General features: G+C 36.3%; 26 protein-coding genes. 20 read left to right on the top strand and 6 right to left on the bottom strand.

The window, feature by feature from the left end:
• Positions 1–72: 72 nt before the first annotated feature.
• The 15 genes from AC0VXV_RS13700 (at position 73) to AC0VXV_RS13630 (ending at position 9,843) form a co-directional block, all read left to right on the top strand.
• Positions 73–1,068: a phage tail tape measure protein gene (locus tag AC0VXV_RS13700; RefSeq protein ID WP_475528756.1), complete on the top strand. Its 996-nt coding sequence runs from the start codon at positions 73–75 to the stop codon at positions 1,066–1,068.
• A 197-nt stretch (positions 1,069–1,265) separates the two neighbouring features.
• Entirely contained in the window at positions 1,266–2,309 is a 1,044-nt protein-coding gene (locus AC0VXV_RS13695; RefSeq protein ID WP_475528755.1) for a hypothetical protein, read from the top strand.
• A gap of 15 nt (positions 2,310–2,324) precedes the next feature.
• Positions 2,325–2,741, top strand: coding sequence for a hypothetical protein (locus AC0VXV_RS13690; RefSeq protein ID WP_475528754.1), 417 nt, complete (start codon positions 2,325–2,327; stop codon positions 2,739–2,741).
• Positions 2,741–3,679: an XkdQ/YqbQ family protein gene (locus AC0VXV_RS13685; protein ID WP_475528752.1), complete on the top strand. Its 939-nt coding sequence runs from the start codon at positions 2,741–2,743 to the stop codon at positions 3,677–3,679. Before AC0VXV_RS13690 ends, AC0VXV_RS13685 begins: the two co-directional genes overlap by 1 nt.
• Entirely contained in the window at positions 3,680–4,105 is a 426-nt protein-coding gene (locus AC0VXV_RS13680; protein ID WP_475528750.1) for a DUF2577 domain-containing protein, read from the top strand.
• Entirely contained in the window at positions 4,105–4,545 is a 441-nt protein-coding gene (locus AC0VXV_RS13675; RefSeq protein WP_475528749.1) for a DUF2634 domain-containing protein, read from the top strand. Before AC0VXV_RS13680 ends, AC0VXV_RS13675 begins: the two co-directional genes overlap by 1 nt.
• Positions 4,542–5,585, top strand: coding sequence for a baseplate J/gp47 family protein (locus tag AC0VXV_RS13670; protein WP_475528747.1), 1,044 nt, complete (start codon positions 4,542–4,544; stop codon positions 5,583–5,585). The genes AC0VXV_RS13675 and AC0VXV_RS13670 overlap by 4 nt, the downstream gene beginning before the upstream one ends.
• A complete protein-coding gene (locus AC0VXV_RS13665) occupies positions 5,582–6,133 on the top strand; it encodes a putative phage tail protein (RefSeq protein ID WP_475528745.1) in 552 nt (183 codons plus the stop codon). Before AC0VXV_RS13670 ends, AC0VXV_RS13665 begins: the two co-directional genes overlap by 4 nt.
• Positions 6,133–7,002, top strand: coding sequence for a hypothetical protein (locus AC0VXV_RS13660; protein WP_475528744.1), 870 nt, complete (start codon positions 6,133–6,135; stop codon positions 7,000–7,002). The genes AC0VXV_RS13665 and AC0VXV_RS13660 overlap by 1 nt, the downstream gene beginning before the upstream one ends.
• 11 nt (positions 7,003–7,013) lie before the next feature.
• Positions 7,014–7,250 (top strand): hypothetical protein, encoded by a 237-nt coding sequence (locus tag AC0VXV_RS13655; RefSeq protein WP_475528743.1) that lies wholly within the window; start codon positions 7,014–7,016, stop codon positions 7,248–7,250.
• A gap of 119 nt (positions 7,251–7,369) precedes the next feature.
• Positions 7,370–7,732 carry a DUF2513 domain-containing protein gene (locus AC0VXV_RS13650; protein WP_475528742.1) on the top strand — a complete coding sequence of 121 codons (363 nt, stop codon included), beginning with the start codon at positions 7,370–7,372 and terminating at the stop codon, positions 7,730–7,732.
• A 141-nt stretch (positions 7,733–7,873) separates the two neighbouring features.
• Positions 7,874–8,308: a hypothetical protein gene (locus AC0VXV_RS13645; RefSeq protein WP_475528741.1), complete on the top strand. Its 435-nt coding sequence runs from the start codon at positions 7,874–7,876 to the stop codon at positions 8,306–8,308.
• Position 8,309: 1 nt separating this feature from the next.
• On the top strand, positions 8,310–8,570 hold the full coding sequence (locus AC0VXV_RS13640) for a phage holin (RefSeq protein ID WP_475528740.1): 261 nt from the start codon (positions 8,310–8,312) through the stop codon (positions 8,568–8,570).
• Positions 8,567–9,352, top strand: a complete 786-nt coding sequence (locus tag AC0VXV_RS13635; RefSeq protein WP_475528738.1) for an N-acetylmuramoyl-L-alanine amidase — start codon at positions 8,567–8,569, stop codon at positions 9,350–9,352. The genes AC0VXV_RS13640 and AC0VXV_RS13635 overlap by 4 nt, the downstream gene beginning before the upstream one ends.
• Before the next feature lie 146 nt (positions 9,353–9,498).
• On the top strand, positions 9,499–9,843 hold the full coding sequence (locus AC0VXV_RS13630; protein ID WP_475528737.1) for a YhjD family protein: 345 nt from the start codon (positions 9,499–9,501) through the stop codon (positions 9,841–9,843).
• Positions 9,844–9,881: 38 nt separating this feature from the next.
• On the opposite strand, the gene AC0VXV_RS13625 is transcribed toward AC0VXV_RS13630, so the two are convergent.
• From AC0VXV_RS13625 to AC0VXV_RS13610, 4 genes are read right to left on the bottom strand one after another with little or no spacing between them, the layout of a single operon-like run.
• Complete coding sequence (locus AC0VXV_RS13625) at positions 9,882–10,385, bottom strand: SHOCT domain-containing protein (protein ID WP_475528736.1); 504 nt, start codon at positions 10,383–10,385, stop codon at positions 9,882–9,884.
• Between the two features lie 45 nt (positions 10,386–10,430).
• Entirely contained in the window at positions 10,431–10,991 is a 561-nt protein-coding gene (locus tag AC0VXV_RS13620; RefSeq protein WP_475528735.1) for a hypothetical protein, read from the bottom strand.
• A 12-nt stretch (positions 10,992–11,003) separates the two neighbouring features.
• Positions 11,004–11,597, bottom strand: a complete 594-nt coding sequence (locus AC0VXV_RS13615; RefSeq protein ID WP_475528734.1) for a replication-relaxation family protein — start codon at positions 11,595–11,597, stop codon at positions 11,004–11,006.
• On the bottom strand, positions 11,536–12,810 hold the full coding sequence (locus AC0VXV_RS13610; RefSeq protein ID WP_475528733.1) for an FtsK/SpoIIIE domain-containing protein: 1,275 nt from the start codon (positions 12,808–12,810) through the stop codon (positions 11,536–11,538). The genes AC0VXV_RS13615 and AC0VXV_RS13610 overlap by 62 nt, the downstream gene beginning before the upstream one ends.
• 259 nt (positions 12,811–13,069) lie before the next feature.
• Here AC0VXV_RS13610 and AC0VXV_RS13605 point away from each other — a divergent pair, with 259 nt between their 5' ends.
• Positions 13,070–13,276 carry a helix-turn-helix domain-containing protein gene (locus AC0VXV_RS13605; RefSeq protein WP_475528731.1) on the top strand — a complete coding sequence of 69 codons (207 nt, stop codon included), beginning with the start codon at positions 13,070–13,072 and terminating at the stop codon, positions 13,274–13,276.
• A 61-nt stretch (positions 13,277–13,337) separates the two neighbouring features.
• Here the strand turns inward: AC0VXV_RS13605 and AC0VXV_RS13600 are convergent, their stop codons facing one another.
• On the bottom strand, positions 13,338–13,553 hold the full coding sequence (locus AC0VXV_RS13600) for a helix-turn-helix transcriptional regulator (protein ID WP_475528729.1): 216 nt from the start codon (positions 13,551–13,553) through the stop codon (positions 13,338–13,340).
• 152 nt (positions 13,554–13,705) lie between these two features.
• On the opposite strand from AC0VXV_RS13600, the gene AC0VXV_RS13595 reads away from it, so the two are divergent.
• The 3 genes from AC0VXV_RS13595 to AC0VXV_RS13585 all read left to right on the top strand — a co-directional run bounded on the left by AC0VXV_RS13595 (position 13,706) and on the right by AC0VXV_RS13585 (position 15,611).
• Positions 13,706–14,632, top strand: a complete 927-nt coding sequence (locus tag AC0VXV_RS13595) for a helix-turn-helix domain-containing protein (protein WP_475528728.1) — start codon at positions 13,706–13,708, stop codon at positions 14,630–14,632.
• 64 nt (positions 14,633–14,696) lie between these two features.
• Positions 14,697–14,966 carry a hypothetical protein gene (locus AC0VXV_RS13590; protein WP_475528727.1) on the top strand — a complete coding sequence of 90 codons (270 nt, stop codon included), beginning with the start codon at positions 14,697–14,699 and terminating at the stop codon, positions 14,964–14,966.
• A gap of 219 nt (positions 14,967–15,185) precedes the next feature.
• Positions 15,186–15,611: a group I intron-associated PD-(D/E)XK endonuclease gene (locus AC0VXV_RS13585; protein WP_475528726.1), complete on the top strand. Its 426-nt coding sequence runs from the start codon at positions 15,186–15,188 to the stop codon at positions 15,609–15,611.
• 112 nt (positions 15,612–15,723) lie between these two features.
• On the opposite strand, the gene AC0VXV_RS13580 is transcribed toward AC0VXV_RS13585, so the two are convergent.
• Entirely contained in the window at positions 15,724–16,233 is a 510-nt protein-coding gene (locus AC0VXV_RS13580; RefSeq protein ID WP_475528725.1) for a nucleoside-diphosphate sugar epimerase, read from the bottom strand.
• A gap of 287 nt (positions 16,234–16,520) precedes the next feature.
• On the opposite strand from AC0VXV_RS13580, the gene AC0VXV_RS13575 reads away from it, so the two are divergent.
• Complete coding sequence (locus AC0VXV_RS13575; RefSeq protein ID WP_475528724.1) at positions 16,521–17,597, top strand: aldo/keto reductase; 1,077 nt, start codon at positions 16,521–16,523, stop codon at positions 17,595–17,597.
• The last annotated feature ends 292 nt before the right edge of the window (positions 17,598–17,889 follow it).

Below are 17,889 nucleotides of genomic sequence, written 5' to 3'. Positions count from 1 at the left end.
AATGATTTTAGAAAAACGAAAAGAAATTGCCGACAAGGTAACTCACGTGATTAATCATTAGGAGGTGAGTAAATGGCAAAACGCGTTATATCGGCAGTTTTACAATTAAAAGATCAAAATTTTAGTTCAGGTTTACGTAAAGCAAATAAAGATGCCGGCGACTTCGGGCGGTACATGAACGTAGCACAAAACAAAGTTCAAGATTTTACTAGCTCTGCAACCGGACACCTAAAAAACTTTGCGAAGGTCGGTATTGCGGGGGCGGTTACGGCTGTTGCTGGATTAAGTGCATCAGTCGCAAGTGCAATGACTGAAATGGACAGTGCCTTTGCAACATTACAAGCTCAGACTGGCTTAACAGGCGATGGGTTACGAGAGCTAGAAAATGCCGCAAAAGAAACCTTTTCAAATGGTTATGGCGAAAGTTTAACAGAGGTTTCAAGTGCTATTGCTAGGGTGAGACAAAACTTTAAAAATCTTGATAATGGCGAAGTTGGGAAGGTTACTCAAAATGCTTTATTGTTATCGCAGACATTTGATTCTGATGTAAATGAAGTTACCCGTGGCGTTAGTAACATGATGGAAGCGTTCGGTGTTTCATCCGAAAAAGCATTCGATCTATTTACTGCAGGCGGTCAACGAGGATTAAACTTCTCCAATGAAATGTTCGATAACGTAGCAGAATATTCAAGTTTGTTCGGGGCAATGGGTTATAGCGCTGAAGAGTACTTTGGGATTATGGAACGTGGAGCGAAATCGGGAGTTTATAACTTAGATTACGTGAACGATGTAATGAAAGAGTTCCAGATTCGTATTAAAGACAACTCGGACAAAACTTCTGATTATATGGGCTTGATGTCGCAATCCACACTAGACTTGTGGGAGGCGCAATATCAAGGTAAAGCAACCGTTGCTGAAGTAGCAAGCTCGGTAGTAAAAGACTTGCAAGCAATGGAAAATCAAGTTGATGCCAACGAAGCCGGGGTAGCACTATTCGGTAGACGGAAAGTTGTGCCGAAGAAAAATCATTCAAAATCGGTGAAGGCTAAGTTGTGGACTGCTGCTTAAAGTCCCCAATACGCTAATACCGAGGTAAAGCACACTTTAAAAGGTGTGGCTCACCGTAGAGCATAGGGATTGAAACTCACCATTTGAGAATAAAACATCCCCACGAGTGAATGACACTATTAGTAAATAGTGAAAATGTATGCCGAACTTATAGGAAACTATAAGAAGTAAGGATAAAAAGCCTTGCGATAACAAAATTGACAAAATGGGAAGACTTAGAAAGCAAAGCAATGTACGCAATGCTCGGTTCGACAGATGCCATGAAGGATTTCGAGGGTGCTACTCAAACAGCGGCCAATGCGGTAGAAAGTTCAATAGGCAACCGTTTAAAATCAGCATGGCGAGACTTACAACTTACGATTTCTGATGTAGTAAATGAAAGTGGCGCACAAGAATTCTTCGGTGCAGTTGCGGATAAAGCAGATGAATTAGTCCCTAAAGTTGTCAACGTGGTTGAAAAAGCAATTGAATTAGGTAATACAATTAAAACGCATTGGACACCTATTCGTGAAACAGTAATTGGAATTGCTGTAGCGGTTGGAGTATTTAAAGCGGGTATGGTTGCAATGTCTATTGTTAGTACGATTACAGGATTTATCAAAGCATATCGAGCAGCGGTGGTTGCCGGTACTGCAGCACAGTGGTTAATGAATACGGCGTTATTAGCCAATCCAATAGGACTTGTCATTGGTGCCGTTGCTGGATTAACTGCAGGAATTGTTTTGTTATACCGAAATTCCGAAAAATTCCGTGGTATTTGGGATAGTGTATGGGGGAGTGTGAAGCGAGCAGCAGCAGGCGCAGTCAACGGAGTTGTAGAAGAAATTAATCGCTTAATCAAAGTAATTAACTTGATTCCTGGTGTAAATATCCCGATTATTCCAAAGGTTCAATGGGGCAATGTTCAAATGGGTGGCGCAAGTGAAGTATATTCTGCCAATTCGTCTAAGGGTCCTCAAATGGCATCGTTTGACGTTGGTTCTAACCGCATATCACGTGACCAAGTGGCACAAATCCATGCAGGCGAAATGATTATACCGGCTCGACAAGCTGAAAGAGTACGTCAAGCGGGCGGTAATATTAATAACATCGATAGAATGGTGAGTTCGCCTTCCACAACAGCGAGCAAGTCGAGTGGCGTATCATTCGGTGACATCATCATCCATGCTAAAGGTGTGACATCCACAGAAGTAGTAAATGAAATAGTACCGAAATTAAAATTAGCGTTATCAAATATGTAGAAGGGATGAATTAACATGGAAATTGTATTTACAGCAGAGAACCGAAAAGAAACCTTACATTTGCCAATCATCCCGGAAGCATTTAGCGTGTCGTTTCCACATAACAATGAAACCATTACGACTATTTCAGCCGGTGATATGAACATTATCGGTATGGAAGGACTTAAAACAATTTCGTTCGATTCATGGTTTCCTAATCGCTCATATCCATTTGCAAAGTCAATGGTATTAGCGCAGCAAGGCAAAGACTTCTTTACTAAATGGAAAAGGAAAAGACGACCGATTCGAATTGTTGTTACAAGTAAAACTGGCTGGGAAATCCACAATGAGTTATATGCAATTGACAACTTTACATTTGGATATGATCGTGTTGGCGATATGACATACTCATTGAGTTTAACGCAATTTGTACCAAAGCAGGTGAAAGCATAATGGATTATATTTTATCTGTGGAAGGCTATGAGCTGAATCATATTGCAAGTAATTTAAGTTGGTCCAGTAATGCTGACACATTAGGGCAATCGTTGAATTTTGAAATGCCATTTGATGAAACGGGTGGACTGTTACCTAAAGCATTTATAAAAGTTGGTGATAAAGTAACGTTGAAATACAAATCCCAAGTAATATTTTTCGGTATTGTGGAAAGTGAAGATGCAAATGGTAGACAGCCTAGAAAGTACACTTGCTTCGATTTAGCGTTTTACCTAAATAAAAGCAGCATGACAATTCAATTTAATAACAAATCGGCGAGCGAATGTCTTAAAGAAATTTGTTCAAAGTTTAACATTAAAACGACAATTACTTCGATTCCTACGAAGATTAAAAAAATATACAAATCGCAAACAGTAAGCGAAATCATCAAGGATATTTTATTAATATCCGAGCAGAAAAGCGGGAAAAAGTACCGTTTTGAAATGCGTGGTGATACGTTTACTGTTTTTGTATGGAGAGATTTAAAAATCAATGTTGCAATGGAATGGTTGCATAATCCACAACGATCATTATCTATTGGAGATATGAAGAACAGCGTTGAAATCGTATCTGGTGATGAAAAGAAAACAAAAATCGTTGCTACTGTTCGAGATGCTACATCCATTAGAAAATATGGATTATTACAGCATTCGGAATCCATTGACGACAAAGAAAAAGCAAAGGCGAAGCAAGTTGCAAATAATTTATTGAATGAATTAAATAAAGTGCAACAAAGCGGATCTGTTTCATTATTAGGTAATCACGAAGCAAGAGCAGGGCGCTTAATCACATTGAATGAGCCTGTCACTGGATTGATTGGTGATTATTATATAAAGGATGCACAGCACAGTATTTCAAACGGCATTCACTTAATGACACTCGGATTGGAGGTTGTGTAAATGGAAGAATCAATTGTTGAACTAGCGAGTGTTATAAAAGGTGTAACTAATCAAGTGCCACGCTTTGAAGGGTTTATAATTGGTCGAATTGTTTCGCCACCGGACGATTTGCGAGTGTCTATTGATGAAGCAATCATTTTAGATAAAACGAATTTAATTGTTGCGGCACATGTCCTCAATAATTACGAACGTGAATTTGAAATAGTTGAAGGCGACATACAATTCAACGATGAAAATATGGGTACTACAAATAATGTTAGTAATCACTCTCACTCTATTCAATCACTGAACGTCGATTCCCAAACCTTAAAAGCAAAGGGTAAATTCAAATGGACCAACACACTAGTAACGGGGGATTTAGTTATTCTTATCCCATCAAAGAACGAACAAATGTACATCTTAATTGATAAGGCGGTGGAATTATAATGTTTCCCGAAGATGTAGCAGAGTATATTGAAAATGAAGAAATGATTGCAAATGACACGTCCTTCACATTCAATGGCAGGGCGTTTTTGTATGACTTTAAAAAAAGGGATTTCATTTATAAAAACGGGGCGCCTATTGAAGTGACAGGAATTAAAGCGTTGGAGGTATGGATTGAAAAGGTTATCCGTACAGAACGTTTCCGATTTAAAATTTACGAAGAAATGGAATACGGGGTATCGATTGAAGATTTAATCGGCAGTATGCTACCACGTGGTTTTATTGAATCTGAATTGAAGCGTGAATTAACAGAAACCATTTCATTAAATCCATTTGTGGAAGAATTAACAGAATGGGCTTTTGAAATTGATGGCAGTGAGTGGCGTATTACCTTCACTGTAGTGACGATAGATGATGCCTTTGTAATGGAGGTGGCAGCATGACAACAGAACAGAAATTACAAAGTATGTTAGGCAATACAAACGATACTTTTGATAAATCAGTTGGATCGTGGACGTATGATGTTGAAAAAGCCGTGGCAATTGAACTGAATGAACATGAAATATTGACTGACAGCATCATAAATAAAATCGATGTTGAAAATTTAACAGGTGATGAATTAACAAGGTTTGTTTTTCAACGTACTGGAATTAGTCGTATTTTAGCAACGCATGCAAGTGATGATGTAGTAATCACAACTTTCGGCCCTACAACAATAAATAAAGGTGATTTAGTTTCGGCAGAAGACATATTTTTTGAAGCAACTGAAACCGTTGTTATTGGAGCGGCGGGGCAGCATTACATTCCAGTAAAAGCAGTAAATTCGGGTACGGTCGGAAACGTTCCAGTAGGTGCAATCAACTCATTTCCTACTACATTAAATAACGTAACGGATGTGATTAATCTAGTAGCTTTTGAAAACGGTTATCCAGAAGAAACAGACGCGTCATTACGCCAACGTTATTACGATAAGTTACAAAGGCCAGGTAAGGCAGGCAATAAATATCATTATCGTGAGTGGGCGCAAAATGTACCTGGGGTCGGTAAAGTTAAAGTTTTCCCTCGTTGGAATGGCGCTTTAACTGTAAAGGTTGCAGTACTGGATATAAATAACGAACTAGCTTCACAGCAATTAATTGAAAGTGTTTCGAATTACATTGAAACTGAAAAGCCTTTTGGTGCTGATGTGACTGTTGTAACAGGTGAAGAATTTGTTGTTAATATTTCTGCGGACTTCGCCTTGAAAACAGGATATACGTTTGCGCAAGTTGAGCCATTTTTCAAAAGTAAACTTGCCGGATATTTCAAATCGATTGCATTCGATGAAGGTTTATCTTATTTATCCCATGCGCAAGTTGGACGTGAATTACTTGATGTGGAAGGCATAGAGGATTATTCAGATTTAAGGTTAAATGGATCGACAGGAAATATTCCTATTGATGAAATTCAAGTGCCAGTTATCGGGGACGTGGTGAATGTATGAATATTACTCATTCACGAATGATTAAGCATCTGCCAAAGTATGAACGTTCAAATGTATTGATTACTGAAATATTGCGCGTGATTGCAATAGAGTTAAATGGATTAAATGTTAAAGCTGAACAAAGCTATTCGGAATTGTTTATTGATACAGCTATCAGAGCATTGGAATTACATGAACGTGATCTAAACATTGAAAAAGGTACATTAACAATTCAACAACGTAGAGAATTAATTACAGCTAATTATCGGGCTATTTTGGAGCAAACGACAGATGAAACAATAAAAAATGTCGCATCAGCATTTGCAAACGGTGAAGTTGAAATTAATCCTACTGATGCAGAAGGTGTGTTTGAAATTAAATTCGTTAGCGTTATCGGTATTCCTGATAACATGCAGGGTTTAATGAATACGCTTGATGTAATTTTGCCGGCTCATTTAGATGTGATTTATACGTATACCTATAATACATGGGATGATTTATCAGTAAAAACGTGGGATGAACTTTCCGTTTATACATGGGATGAACTATTCAGCAAGGATGTGATTTAATGAAAAATACAACGAATTATAATTTGAATAAGCCTGACGGAACGGACTTCGCTAAGATTCAAGCGTTGAATCAAAATGCGGATATTATTGATACGGTACTAAAAAGTTTAAATGACGGTAAGGTCGATAAGGTTAACGGTAAACAACTATCGACCAACGACTACACTACCACTGAAAAGAATAAACTTTCCGAAATTGAGGCCGGAGCAAATAATACAATAATCAATAATACGTTAACAAGTACGTCCACAACTGCCGCTTTAAGTGCTGCACAAGGTAAGGCACTAAATGATAAAGTTACTACGCATATCGGGGAAAAGGCAGGTGTAGGTACTGAAGGGCATGTTTCTTTATTAGATAGCGCTACAAGCGAGAGTCTGTCACACGCCCCGACAGCGAAAGCCTTAAAGTTCGTTAATGATGCAAGAATATTACATGAAAATACTAACGTTTACGGCGGTGTGCATGGTTTTAAAGTCGAAGAAGGTATTTGGACGCCCACTCTAAAGACTGCGGTTGTAAATGGTACGCATAACTATGCGGAACGCTCGGGAATTTATATTAAACAAAACAAGCAGATAACCGTTTTATTTACTATTGTTTTATCTAAAAAAGCTTTGTCAGTGAGTGGAGATTTGTTTATTGATGGTCTGCCATTTGTAGTAGCCGACCTTAACACTAGTTGCACTTTAGGATTAGTAAATTGTAATTTGAAAGTTAATGACCGATTTGCAACTTGCGTTGGTGATGGAGTATCTCTAAGGCCATTCGTTGTACAAGCGGGGGCAGGCGGATATTTGCAAATGACTCACGAACATTTGCTGGATAACTTTGTACTTCAAGGTAGCATGACATATAAAACTAACTAGGGGGATTTATAATGATAGAAAAATACACTTTAGATAACTTAAATCAAGATAATGTAAGCGTCAGCAAACAAACATTCATTGACTATATGGGACAACAATATCCGATTGGGCAGATTTGGCGAAAAGCATATCAAAATAGTATAGACGGACGTACACAAATTGTAGCTGAATTACCACAAGCGCAAGTTACTGCAATTTTAGCGGTTTGGGGGAATGAACCCACTGTAGATGATTCGCCGAACATTTAACGACAATATATTTATTGTTCCAAAATGTTGAGTAACTCACTCAGTTGTATAGTAGCAAAAACTTATTAAAGGTAGATTTCATCTTTTGTCGAATTAAATCGACGAAAGGTGGTTTTGCTATGAAAAGAGACATGGAACTCATCAGAGAGTTATTGTTAATAATTGAAGAAAACGATGGAGATAAAGAGTTGTCTTTACCTAGCGATTGGAATAGAGAAATAGTTGCTTACCATTTAAAAATTTTAGATCAAGCTGGATTTGTTAAAAATAATACTTTATGGGCCGGCGACCAACCTTATTGGATTTTTGCATCATTAACTTGGGATGGTCATGATTTCTTAGAATCAGTAAGGGATGATGGCATTTGGCACAAAACTAAAGAAGGTATTAAGTCAAAAGGTCTCGAATTTGGTTCAGTTCCAATCGAAGTGATAAAGCAATTTGCAACGTTACAAATTAAAAGTATATTTGGTTTAGAATAAGCACTCTCACGGGGGTGCTTTTTATATTGCTTTCTCAGACGAATCGAAAAGGACACCAGTGCACAAAATAGAATCTCGATGCGTCTCACAGCAGACAATTTATACACACTTTATATGTAGCATACGAATTGGGGGGAGAGGATGGTTGTTGAAACAATTGGAGGTGAACCATCTATGATTAAAATGTTGGACGAGCAAGGGGAAAAAATAGAACAGCATGGTAAAACGATTGATAAACTTGATCAAGCTGTTAACGATGAAATTTTCCCTCGTTTGGAATCATTAGAAAGAGAACAGTTACAATTTAAACAAGAAATGCTCAATGTCCAAAAAGGACAAAAAGAGTTGGAATTAACAGTTATGAAAGATGGTCAGCAAACTAGGGAATTATTAGGGAAGTTTGTCGACCATTATTTCGGTACGGATGATAAAAAGTTGTTGATGAATGAAAAAGTCACGATGAAACGGCTTAGCAGGTCGGAAAAAATTATACTTGGATTTTTCGCTATCCTTGGAGGTTCAGGCGGAGTAATTGCCGGTTTAATAACACTTATCGATAAATTTGGAGGACAATAATATGAAAATTAACTGGAAAGTACGTATGCAACATAAACAATTTTGGGTAGCCTTAATAGCATTATTACTTGTACTCGCTAATCAAATAGCGGGTATTTTTAATGTAGACATCACTATTTACAGCGAACAAGTCACAGGCATTTCAGAAACAATCCTAATGATTTTAGCGCTAATGGGTATTGTAGTAGACCCTACGACAAACGGCGCGTCTGACAGCATGAGAGCCATGCGATACAACAAACCAAAGGATGATGGATTATGATTACAATTTCCGGTGGACATTATGGGAAAGGTACTGGAGCACATGGCTTAATTGATGAAGGCGAAGAAAATATTCGGGTAGCTAAAGAAGTAACGGCGATATTACGTGCATCAGGCATTACTACCAACTACATTGAGGATAATGTTAGTAAATCAGCAAAGCAAAATATACCGTGGTTAATCGCCCAGCATAATAAGACAAGTCGGGAGATTGATGTAAGTATTCATTTTAATTCGTCAATAGGTACGCACGGCAAGGGGATTGGTACAGAAACACTCGTATATAGCGATAAGAATAAGCCAGTCGCTCAAAAAATTACTGATGCTATTTCTAATGTATCGGGTCTAAAAAATCGTGGCGTTAAAATTCGAACTGATCTAGGATTACTCAAAGGTACAAATAAACCATGCTACTTAATTGAAGTATGCTTTGTGAATGACACAGTAGACGTAGCATTATACCGGAGAGACTTTGATAAGATTTGCCGAGCAATTGCAAATGAACTGGCTAAAGCAGTCGGTAAAACTTTGAAGCCTTCCACAACTGCTTCTATTACTGTGGAGGACAAGGAAGCGCGTAAATTGGATATTAACAGTCCATCGTTAAATGATCTTGCGAAAAGTATTCTGGAAAGTAAAGCACAACGTGAAATCCTTGTGAATTGTGCCATTGCCGAGGGTATGCACAAATCGTGGCTAGATAAATTAAACGATCGTACAATTACCGATGATGAAATTTTAGTATTAGCAGCTGCGGCCATTGTTAACGCATCAAAAGTTTGACGACCAATTTCGAATTATACTATATTGTAAGTAGGTGAAATGGCTATTCACCGTGATGGATAAACACAGTATACCTTCCACAGAATATGGTGGAGGGTATTTTTTATTTGCCCAAAAATGGTTATGATAATTATGAGGTGGAAACTGTGTTAAATACTATTAATCGCGATTTAGCTCATAGATACATAATTACTGAATTGATGATCCGTACATTAGAAAGAGACAGGCAGCATGTGGAAGCGTTCAAGATGAAAGATGTAATGGATAAATTCTTTGATCAAGCAATTAGAAAAGCAAAAGATGAATTGTTAGCATTAAAAAATGAAATGGGTAAAATCGGTTTGCGTATGCAAGAGGAAAAAAGGCTCGATGATATGGTGACAGTTTACCACTTTGCACAGCGTGGAATGTCTGCAGAATTACGCTATATGAATTATGCATTGCGTAACCATACGATGAAGGAAATTGAACGATTGTTAAATCTAAATTAAAAAAGCCTTCCACAGATTAGTTGTGGAGGGCCTATTTGTTATATTCCAAGTAGTTGCTTCTTCTTCGCATCAAATTCTTCCTGTGTTAAAATCCCATCATCCAGTAAACCTTTTAATTCACGAATTTCATTAGCCGTATCTGTTTTTACTTTATATTCCGGCTTTTTATCTTCCGATTTCAAATGTTCAATAATAGCTTTAATTTCGTTAGCGATGGCAATACCTACACCGTCAATTGTCGCCACGTTGCCTGATGTTGTAATTTTCAATGTAGAGAATACAAATGATGAATCAATATCAATTGATGTGATGTTACCAAGCGGAATACTCTTTTCGGCGTTTGATAACATGCCTTTGATTTCATGCAGGATTACTCGCTTATCTGTTACATACAATTGCGTTTTCAAATCCTTCGATGCGCATACACCTAATAACGATTCTCCTTCATTCGATAAGCGATCTTCGAATAATTTGATTTGCCCTGCGATTGCTTTTTTCTTTCCGAATCCAGCCATTTTGATTGTTTCTTCAATAGTATTCAATGACATTTCCTCCTAAATATTGATTTCCATAATGTTACCATATTTTCAAACAGCTTCGCCAACTTCTCTTAGAATATCTAAAAACAGCGGTGAAAGTTGAATAAGCACATAACCCAATCCGGCATTCATAATCATGTTCCATGCCCTTTCGCTATTACCAAACATGAAGAAGAAACATGCACCAATCATAATCACGCTTGCGATAGGGAATGAAATAGCAACCATAATTTGAACCATCGGATCTAAAATTGTAGCAAGGGTTTCTAAGGATTTATCCGCAATGAATCCAGCAGGTTGTGGAATGGCATTAACGACTAAGGGTGTATATGCTTCTGTCAGTGTGGAAGGCTCCGGGAATGGTACATGTTGTAAAACATTTATCGGTTCACTAATCGTTGTAGTAGCGATCTCATTCACGCTATTTAACTTTTGATATGCTATATATCCGGCAGCACTTAATACTGGAATAGAGGCCATTACAGCAACATCCCGTTTAGTTGCATAACCTTGTTCAGCTCTCATTTGTTCCAAATCATTAAATCTCTCTGAATAATCCGTATACTCACTTGCAGGAACAACCTTAGTTTTATTCTTATTGAAGAACATTTAATTTCCTCCTTATTGGATGTCGTTAATCGTAAACACCTTACAATTCAAACCATTGCATGCACTCTCTAACTGTTTTCTGCGGTGTTCTGTAGTCGTTAGCCATACCAATGTTGGGTAATAGCCAAACTGCTTTAAAAGGCTTTCCGACATATTTTTATAACGTTCTATTTTCGCTCGGTTTTCTTTCATGCTTTGCAGGTTATCGACTTCTAAAAAGTGATAAAAACCATTACGAGTAAATACAGCATCTGCAATGACAGACGTACTTTCGTTTGATATTTTAACTTCATTTCTCCAATCGCTCGGGCATTTGAAATATAGCCAAATTTCATTCCTCATTACCACATGCTGCACATGGCCGCCTTTTTTACGGATCTTTTCGCAATCCACATATTCACGGCCGTTTTTATTTAAATAATAAATCGATTGGTAACCATCGCGAATGCATGTTAAATATTCCGATAAATTTCTAAGTACTCTGTTTGTATTGCAAATTTTGCCTAATTTAAAATGAGCAGCTAATTGATCGCGAGTAAGGAAATCAAACTTCTTCAAAAGTAATAGTATCTGTTCGTCTCTCACTGACAATATTAACTTTTGCATGTTTGACCTCCTTCTCGACAATGTGCGGAAGAATTAAATCATGGATAGTTTGATTTGAAATAAAAGGGGATTGAACTGTGTAACGCTTTACGTTGTTTTTGTATATCCCTCTACCTGGAATATCCGGTAAATTATCTGCTCCGCCTTCATCTAATACAACCCTTGAAGCAGTATCTGTATCGACCACATAGCACAGACGAGCAATAATATTCCTTTTAGTTTGAGAGGGTATGACCTGTGCCGTTGGGTATTGAGTACAGAAAATAAGGTAGTAACCGGCAGAACGGCCACGGCGGGCAATATCAGTAATAATTTCCATAGCTTTTTTATATTCAGTTAAGTCAGCCGCTTCATCAATAATTATGAAATGGCGTTTCTTTATGTTTGCTTCTTTAACATCTTCATAGCCATTATTAACGACATTTTCAAACGCTTCATTCATATCGATTTGAACCGATTTCAAGACTTCCTCCGCACTAAACGGATCCCGCGAATAGTATTTCACCTGTTTACAGTCTTTAAATCTGTGGAAGGCAGAACCACCTTTTAAATCAATTAATGATAATTCCACGTTTTCAGGTTGTTGTGAAATTAATGTAGTGGTAATCAGCTTTAAAATTGCACTTTTCCCATAACCGGTTGCGCCTGCGATAATTAAATGTTTATCTTTATCGAAATCATGTCTGATCATGTTTCCATTTCGAGTAGCTCCTAAAGGCACTGACCATGAATTTAGTTTCAATAATGTGTCATTCCAATCGATTTGTTTCGGTAATGATTTATCATAAACTCGAATAATTAGAAGTCCATCATAATCAAGCTCGATTTCTTTTGTCTCAGTCAGCTTTGTCTTCCACAGTTCTTGTAGTTGTAGGAAAATATTGCGATCAAAATCTAAAGCCTTTAAATCGGCAAATTTAATTCGTTTACGGCGATTGTTAATGCCGTCCTGCAATATGTCTAACTTACTGTAATAGTCGTTAAAACTACGACCTAATGGAATCCGGTATTTGTATTCCCATCCCCATTCATGCTGTTTCTTTTTAATTAATTGAGTAGACAAAGTGCTATTGCCATCTTTCACATTTAAACCGCTCAATGACATGATGCGTTGAATCTTTCCACTCTCGTTTGTTGCAAGTCCTTGCTTTTTAAAGAAAGCAGTTGCGGCAATTCCTCCAAAAATCGAAGTTGTTAAAATTTCAAAAATCATTTAACCTCTCCTTCCTTCAACTTTGTGTGCCCACGGGTTCTCTTACGTAGTAAGAGTTGCAGCAATCTGTTATTCGTAAAACAACAATTAAATAGTTGGTAATAAAGGATTTCGAATATAACAGGTAGAAATTATGGAGTGGTATTTAATTTGTTAGTGAATCTGTTATTCAATCTGTTATATTACGTTTGATGTAATATTACGCATACCGTAATCAAAATATTCCTGAAAAGAAAAAATTAATTTTGGAGTGATCACTGTGGAAATTGAAATTAAATTAAAGCAGCTTTTAAAAGAGCGAAATATAAAACAGTATCAACTATCTGAAATGACTGGATTAACAACTCGAACAATTTCTGAATTAGTGAACAATCAAATTGAACGAATCCCAAAACAGGCGATATGTAAAATTGCTGAAGCATTAAATGTGGAGGATATTAGAGAGATAATTGATTTCAAGAAATAAAAAAGGCCACTCCATTACGGAGTGGTTTTTGTTTGTAAAAAAACGACCATTTACGCGTTCTTTAAATTTTTGTCCCATCTTCTAATATAAAATTACTTTCATATTCAACATTTAAAACATTTGCAATTTCATTTAATTCACTTTGAGAAAAATTATCCCGATTTAATTTAGTATTTAAGTTTTGTCGTGAAGTTCCTAGATCATCTGCTAATTGAGTTAATGTCATTCCTTTTCTCTTAAGCACAATTCTAATTTTTTCAGACATTGTTAGCGTCATGAATACACCTTCCTTTTGTTAATATTATTAACTTTATTGTAGCATTTATACATTACAAAGTAAATTAATTTTGTTAAATGTAAATAAAAATGTTTACATAAATAAATTTATATGTTTAAATGTAATCAAATAAGTTTACAGGAGGAACAAACATGATTTACTTATCACAATATCGCACACACCAAACAGTTACTGGATTGGACTTATCCGTAAAGGAACATCTTTACCACAATTACGACAAGCTCACTAAGAGTGACAAGCAAGTTTTAACATGCCTGGCTCAACATTCTTTGCAACATGTAGGAGCATGTCACTTAAAGACTTCCACTATCGCAGAGGAAATCGGTAAATCAGATAGTACAGTCAAGCGATCTATTAAAAGATTAAGTGAAATGAACATTATTGAAGTTGTAAACACAAGCAAAATGAACGGGATAAAAGGTGCGAACATTTACCGCATCAATTTTTTTACCCAAGATGTGACCCATCGAGTTGAACCATCGGAAATGAACCATCGAGCAGTACACGAAACACCACGTAGCAGTAAGGTTGAACAGATAAAACACGAAACGGTATCTTTAAAATCTTTTAATCTTTCTTTTAATCCTTCCGTAATAAAAAATGTAGAAAATAACGTATATGCGTGCGGAGAATCAGAATTGAAATTGCAATTAAGAACTATTTACAATCCTCAATCTGTGGAGGGCAACCAAGCATTTGAAGAACTATGTAAAATCGCATTTGGACGTCTAAAGCAATACATGCAGTCGCATCAGGTACCTTATACGCAAATGGAACAAATCGTATTAAAGGCCATGAATGACTTAGTACGTAAACAAGGTGTTCGTAATCAATTTGCCATGTACAGCAAAATGATTGAGCGCCAAACGTTGCAACTATTTGAGCAACATATCAAACCAAAAGCTACAACGTTTAATTTTGGGAAAAAAGTTGGCGTTGTTCCAGAATGGTTTGAAAAAGGTGAGCACCTGGAGAAGAAGGAACAATCGTTGTCGGAAAATGAAAAGCAATATTTTGAAGAACAACGCAAGAAATTATTAGCGGAATTGGGAGCGTGATAAATATGGAACGTGAATATATCAAAGCGTGGTTGAAATTATTATCAGAGAGGGTTGAAGTGAAATGACGCATTTTGAGCAAATGGAACAATTAGGGCAGACCAATATTTTTGAGTTTCTTCCTATTGGTTATGAGAGCAAACGTAATAATGGATTTATGAAAGGTGATCTAGTGAGGATTCGATTTTATCAAGATGAATTAGATTTTATCTACTGTTGCCATCCACAGTTATTAGAAGTGGGGGAAATAGTTGATAAACATTTAGAGTTTTACCGTGTGCGAATTGTGGATAAGATTGTGGATATTCCTGGGGAGAAATTAGTATTAGTTTAAAGGTGTTTTATCTATAAACATTTTCAATGATAATATATTAAGTGCACAAAAGGTGTACAAAGTAAGGGAAAAGTGTTGATACATAAGGCTCCTTGTATGTCCTCCTGGGACGTATAAATACCGTCAAACTTGATTTTAACAAGTTTGGTGGTTTTTTTTTTGCAAAAACTCAAATGGTGAATTAAAATAAGAACAAATGTTCCTTGTGGAGGTGATTGCATGTATTATCATCATACAAAGACAAAAGGAGATTTAGCGGTATTAAAAAGCCAATTAGATTTATTTGAAAAAGGGTATTTGGTGTTGCTGCCACAAACTGAGCATGCACCTTTTGATATCGTAGGATATAAAGATCAACAATTTTGGCGAATACAAGTTAAGTACCGCAATATGAACGAAAATGGAACGATGTATGTAAAGTTTCAACAATGCTACTCGACTAAAAACGGTGTACAAATTCAGGATGTCGATAAATCACAAATAGATTTTTACTGTGTTTATTGTCCAGAGACAGACCTCTGCTATTATTTTGACCCAAAGCAGTTCAATAGATCTGTCACAATTAGACTAAAGGAAACAAAAAATAAACAAACAAAAGGTGTTTATTTAGCTGAGAGTTTTTTAGAAATACCTGAAAGAATTTGAAGTGAATACTCCCATGAAATAGGTCGACCAGTACTTCTGGCTGACCTTTTCATTTGCACGGATTATGATTAGTAGTTGGATTTCCGGAGATTAAATCCAGCAACGCATAAAATTATTTCAATGCAATATTTTCGATATATAAATCAACATCTTTCATCAATTGTTTGAATAAAATTCTATTTTTCTTTTTAATATTTATTTTTTTTCTTGCAGACTTTAAAGAAAATTCTTCATGAACAATACAACTTCTGAGGTTTGCCAATAATTTAGTATTATTTTTAAAAGTTAAGTAATCATCCAATTTCCTCTCTAAATCAAGAATTATATTAATATCGGACTTATTTTTATATTTATGATTAAAGAAAACTTTATAAATGTCTTTTAGAAGTTGTTCAGTTAATGAATACAACTCAACTGTGAGCGTTGCATATTTTCGGTCTCTACGGCGTCCATAAAATTCTTCTAATTCATAATCGCTTAATAGCTCCACCCATTTAAAAGCGCCTGATTTATTCGAGGTATTTTTTACAATTTGCTGAAATTCTTTTTCGATTAAGCAAAGATCAGCAAATGCATGATCTTTTAATTTTTTGATTTCTTTCTTTTTACTCAACTCAAACACTTCCTTCCGACGATTAGTTTTAACAACAAAGGGGGATGCTTATTCGTTCATTGCCCCTGTGCAACAAGTCACCTATTTTTTCTTACCCGAATTTTTGTATTAATCAACTATTTTTTTGATTCCCTAATATACCACAAAGTATTTCAGAGGTTATATGAAGATTATTAAATAGCTCTCTTTAACGGACTCCAATCTATTACTAAAATTGCGCAATATATCAAGAAAGGGCCTTAGAATGTTTTACTTAATAGGGAACATGGGAAATACAATGCATAGGAGGGATGATGATGGATTATAATTTATTCGGCAATTCAGATTTGAATGTTTCTAAATATGCTTTGGGTACTGTAATGTTCAGTACAAATGGGCTTGAAGAAGCGGGTGCTATGGATCAGGCAACCGCAAATTATATGGTGGATTATGCAATGGATCAAGGCATCAACCATTTTGATACAGCAAATATGTATGCGAAAGGTGATGCAGAAGTTATTTTTGGCAAAGCGATACGAGATAAACGCCAGGATATGATCATCAGCAGTAAAAAAGGATTTCAGCTGATAGATAAACCAACCGATACGGGTGCTTTAATCAATGTTGATTCATCGATAGATGCGCTCTTAAAAAGACTAGGTACGGACTATATTGATCTATATTATGTACATTGTTGGGATGGTCAAGTAGACGTTAGTGAAACGGTCCAAGAGATGAATGACTTAATTAAAAAAGGGAAAATTCGTCATTGGGGAGTATCCGATTACAACGGCTGGGCGCTTGCGAAGACACATACGTGGGCTGTAGAAAATAATATGATACCGCCAATTGCTCAGCTACTCTATTACACACCGGAATCTCGTGAAGCAGAGTACGAAATTTTGCCGGCTGGTAAAGAATTGGGCATTGCTAATAGTATAAAATCTCCACTTGGTGAAGGGTTGCTTACTGGTAAATTTACAAAAAACAAAATGTTCGAACCAGGTACAAGACAAGGAAATGGCTGGCCGGAAACATATATTAAAAATCCGGATTTGTTTTATAATCTAATCGATTTATTGCAAGATGTTGCGTCTAAACATAATGCGACAGTACCGCAAATTGTTCTTGCTTGGTTACGTGATCGACCAAATGTAGATTCAATTATCTTGTCTGCAAGAACCAAAGAACAGTTGCATGAGAATATTGCATCATATAATTTAAAATTAACAAACGATGATATCTCACAGATAAATGACTTAACAGCACTGGAACCTATTTATCCATCATGGCACCGCGCTATGAATACTTTGGATAGAGCTTCAAATGCAGAAAAGGTCTATTTAGAAGAATACATTAAGTTGATGGATAGAAAAAATCAGACAGGCATATAATTTGCGGACTCAAAGGAAAGTAATAAAAAATAATCAGATAATTCTAATAAAAATAGTTGACATTTAAAACCGTTTTACTTATTATTAATTTCAATATATGGCTTAGCAAGCTCACTAGAGATACTAGAGGCTCCCCTATCTAAATGATAAGGGAGCCTTTTGTTTTAACTGAGAGGGGGATAACTCATTGTGAGTGGACGATTCATATAAAAAATTTTTTGCAATAAACATACTATTTTAATTGGAATTGTACGATATAGGAGGTTGAACAATGGAAAAGATCAAGTTTGAA

The sequence above is a fragment of the Solibacillus sp. iso_87 genome, assembly GCF_056173085.1.
This window is presented reverse-complemented; position numbering and strand designations above follow the sequence as displayed.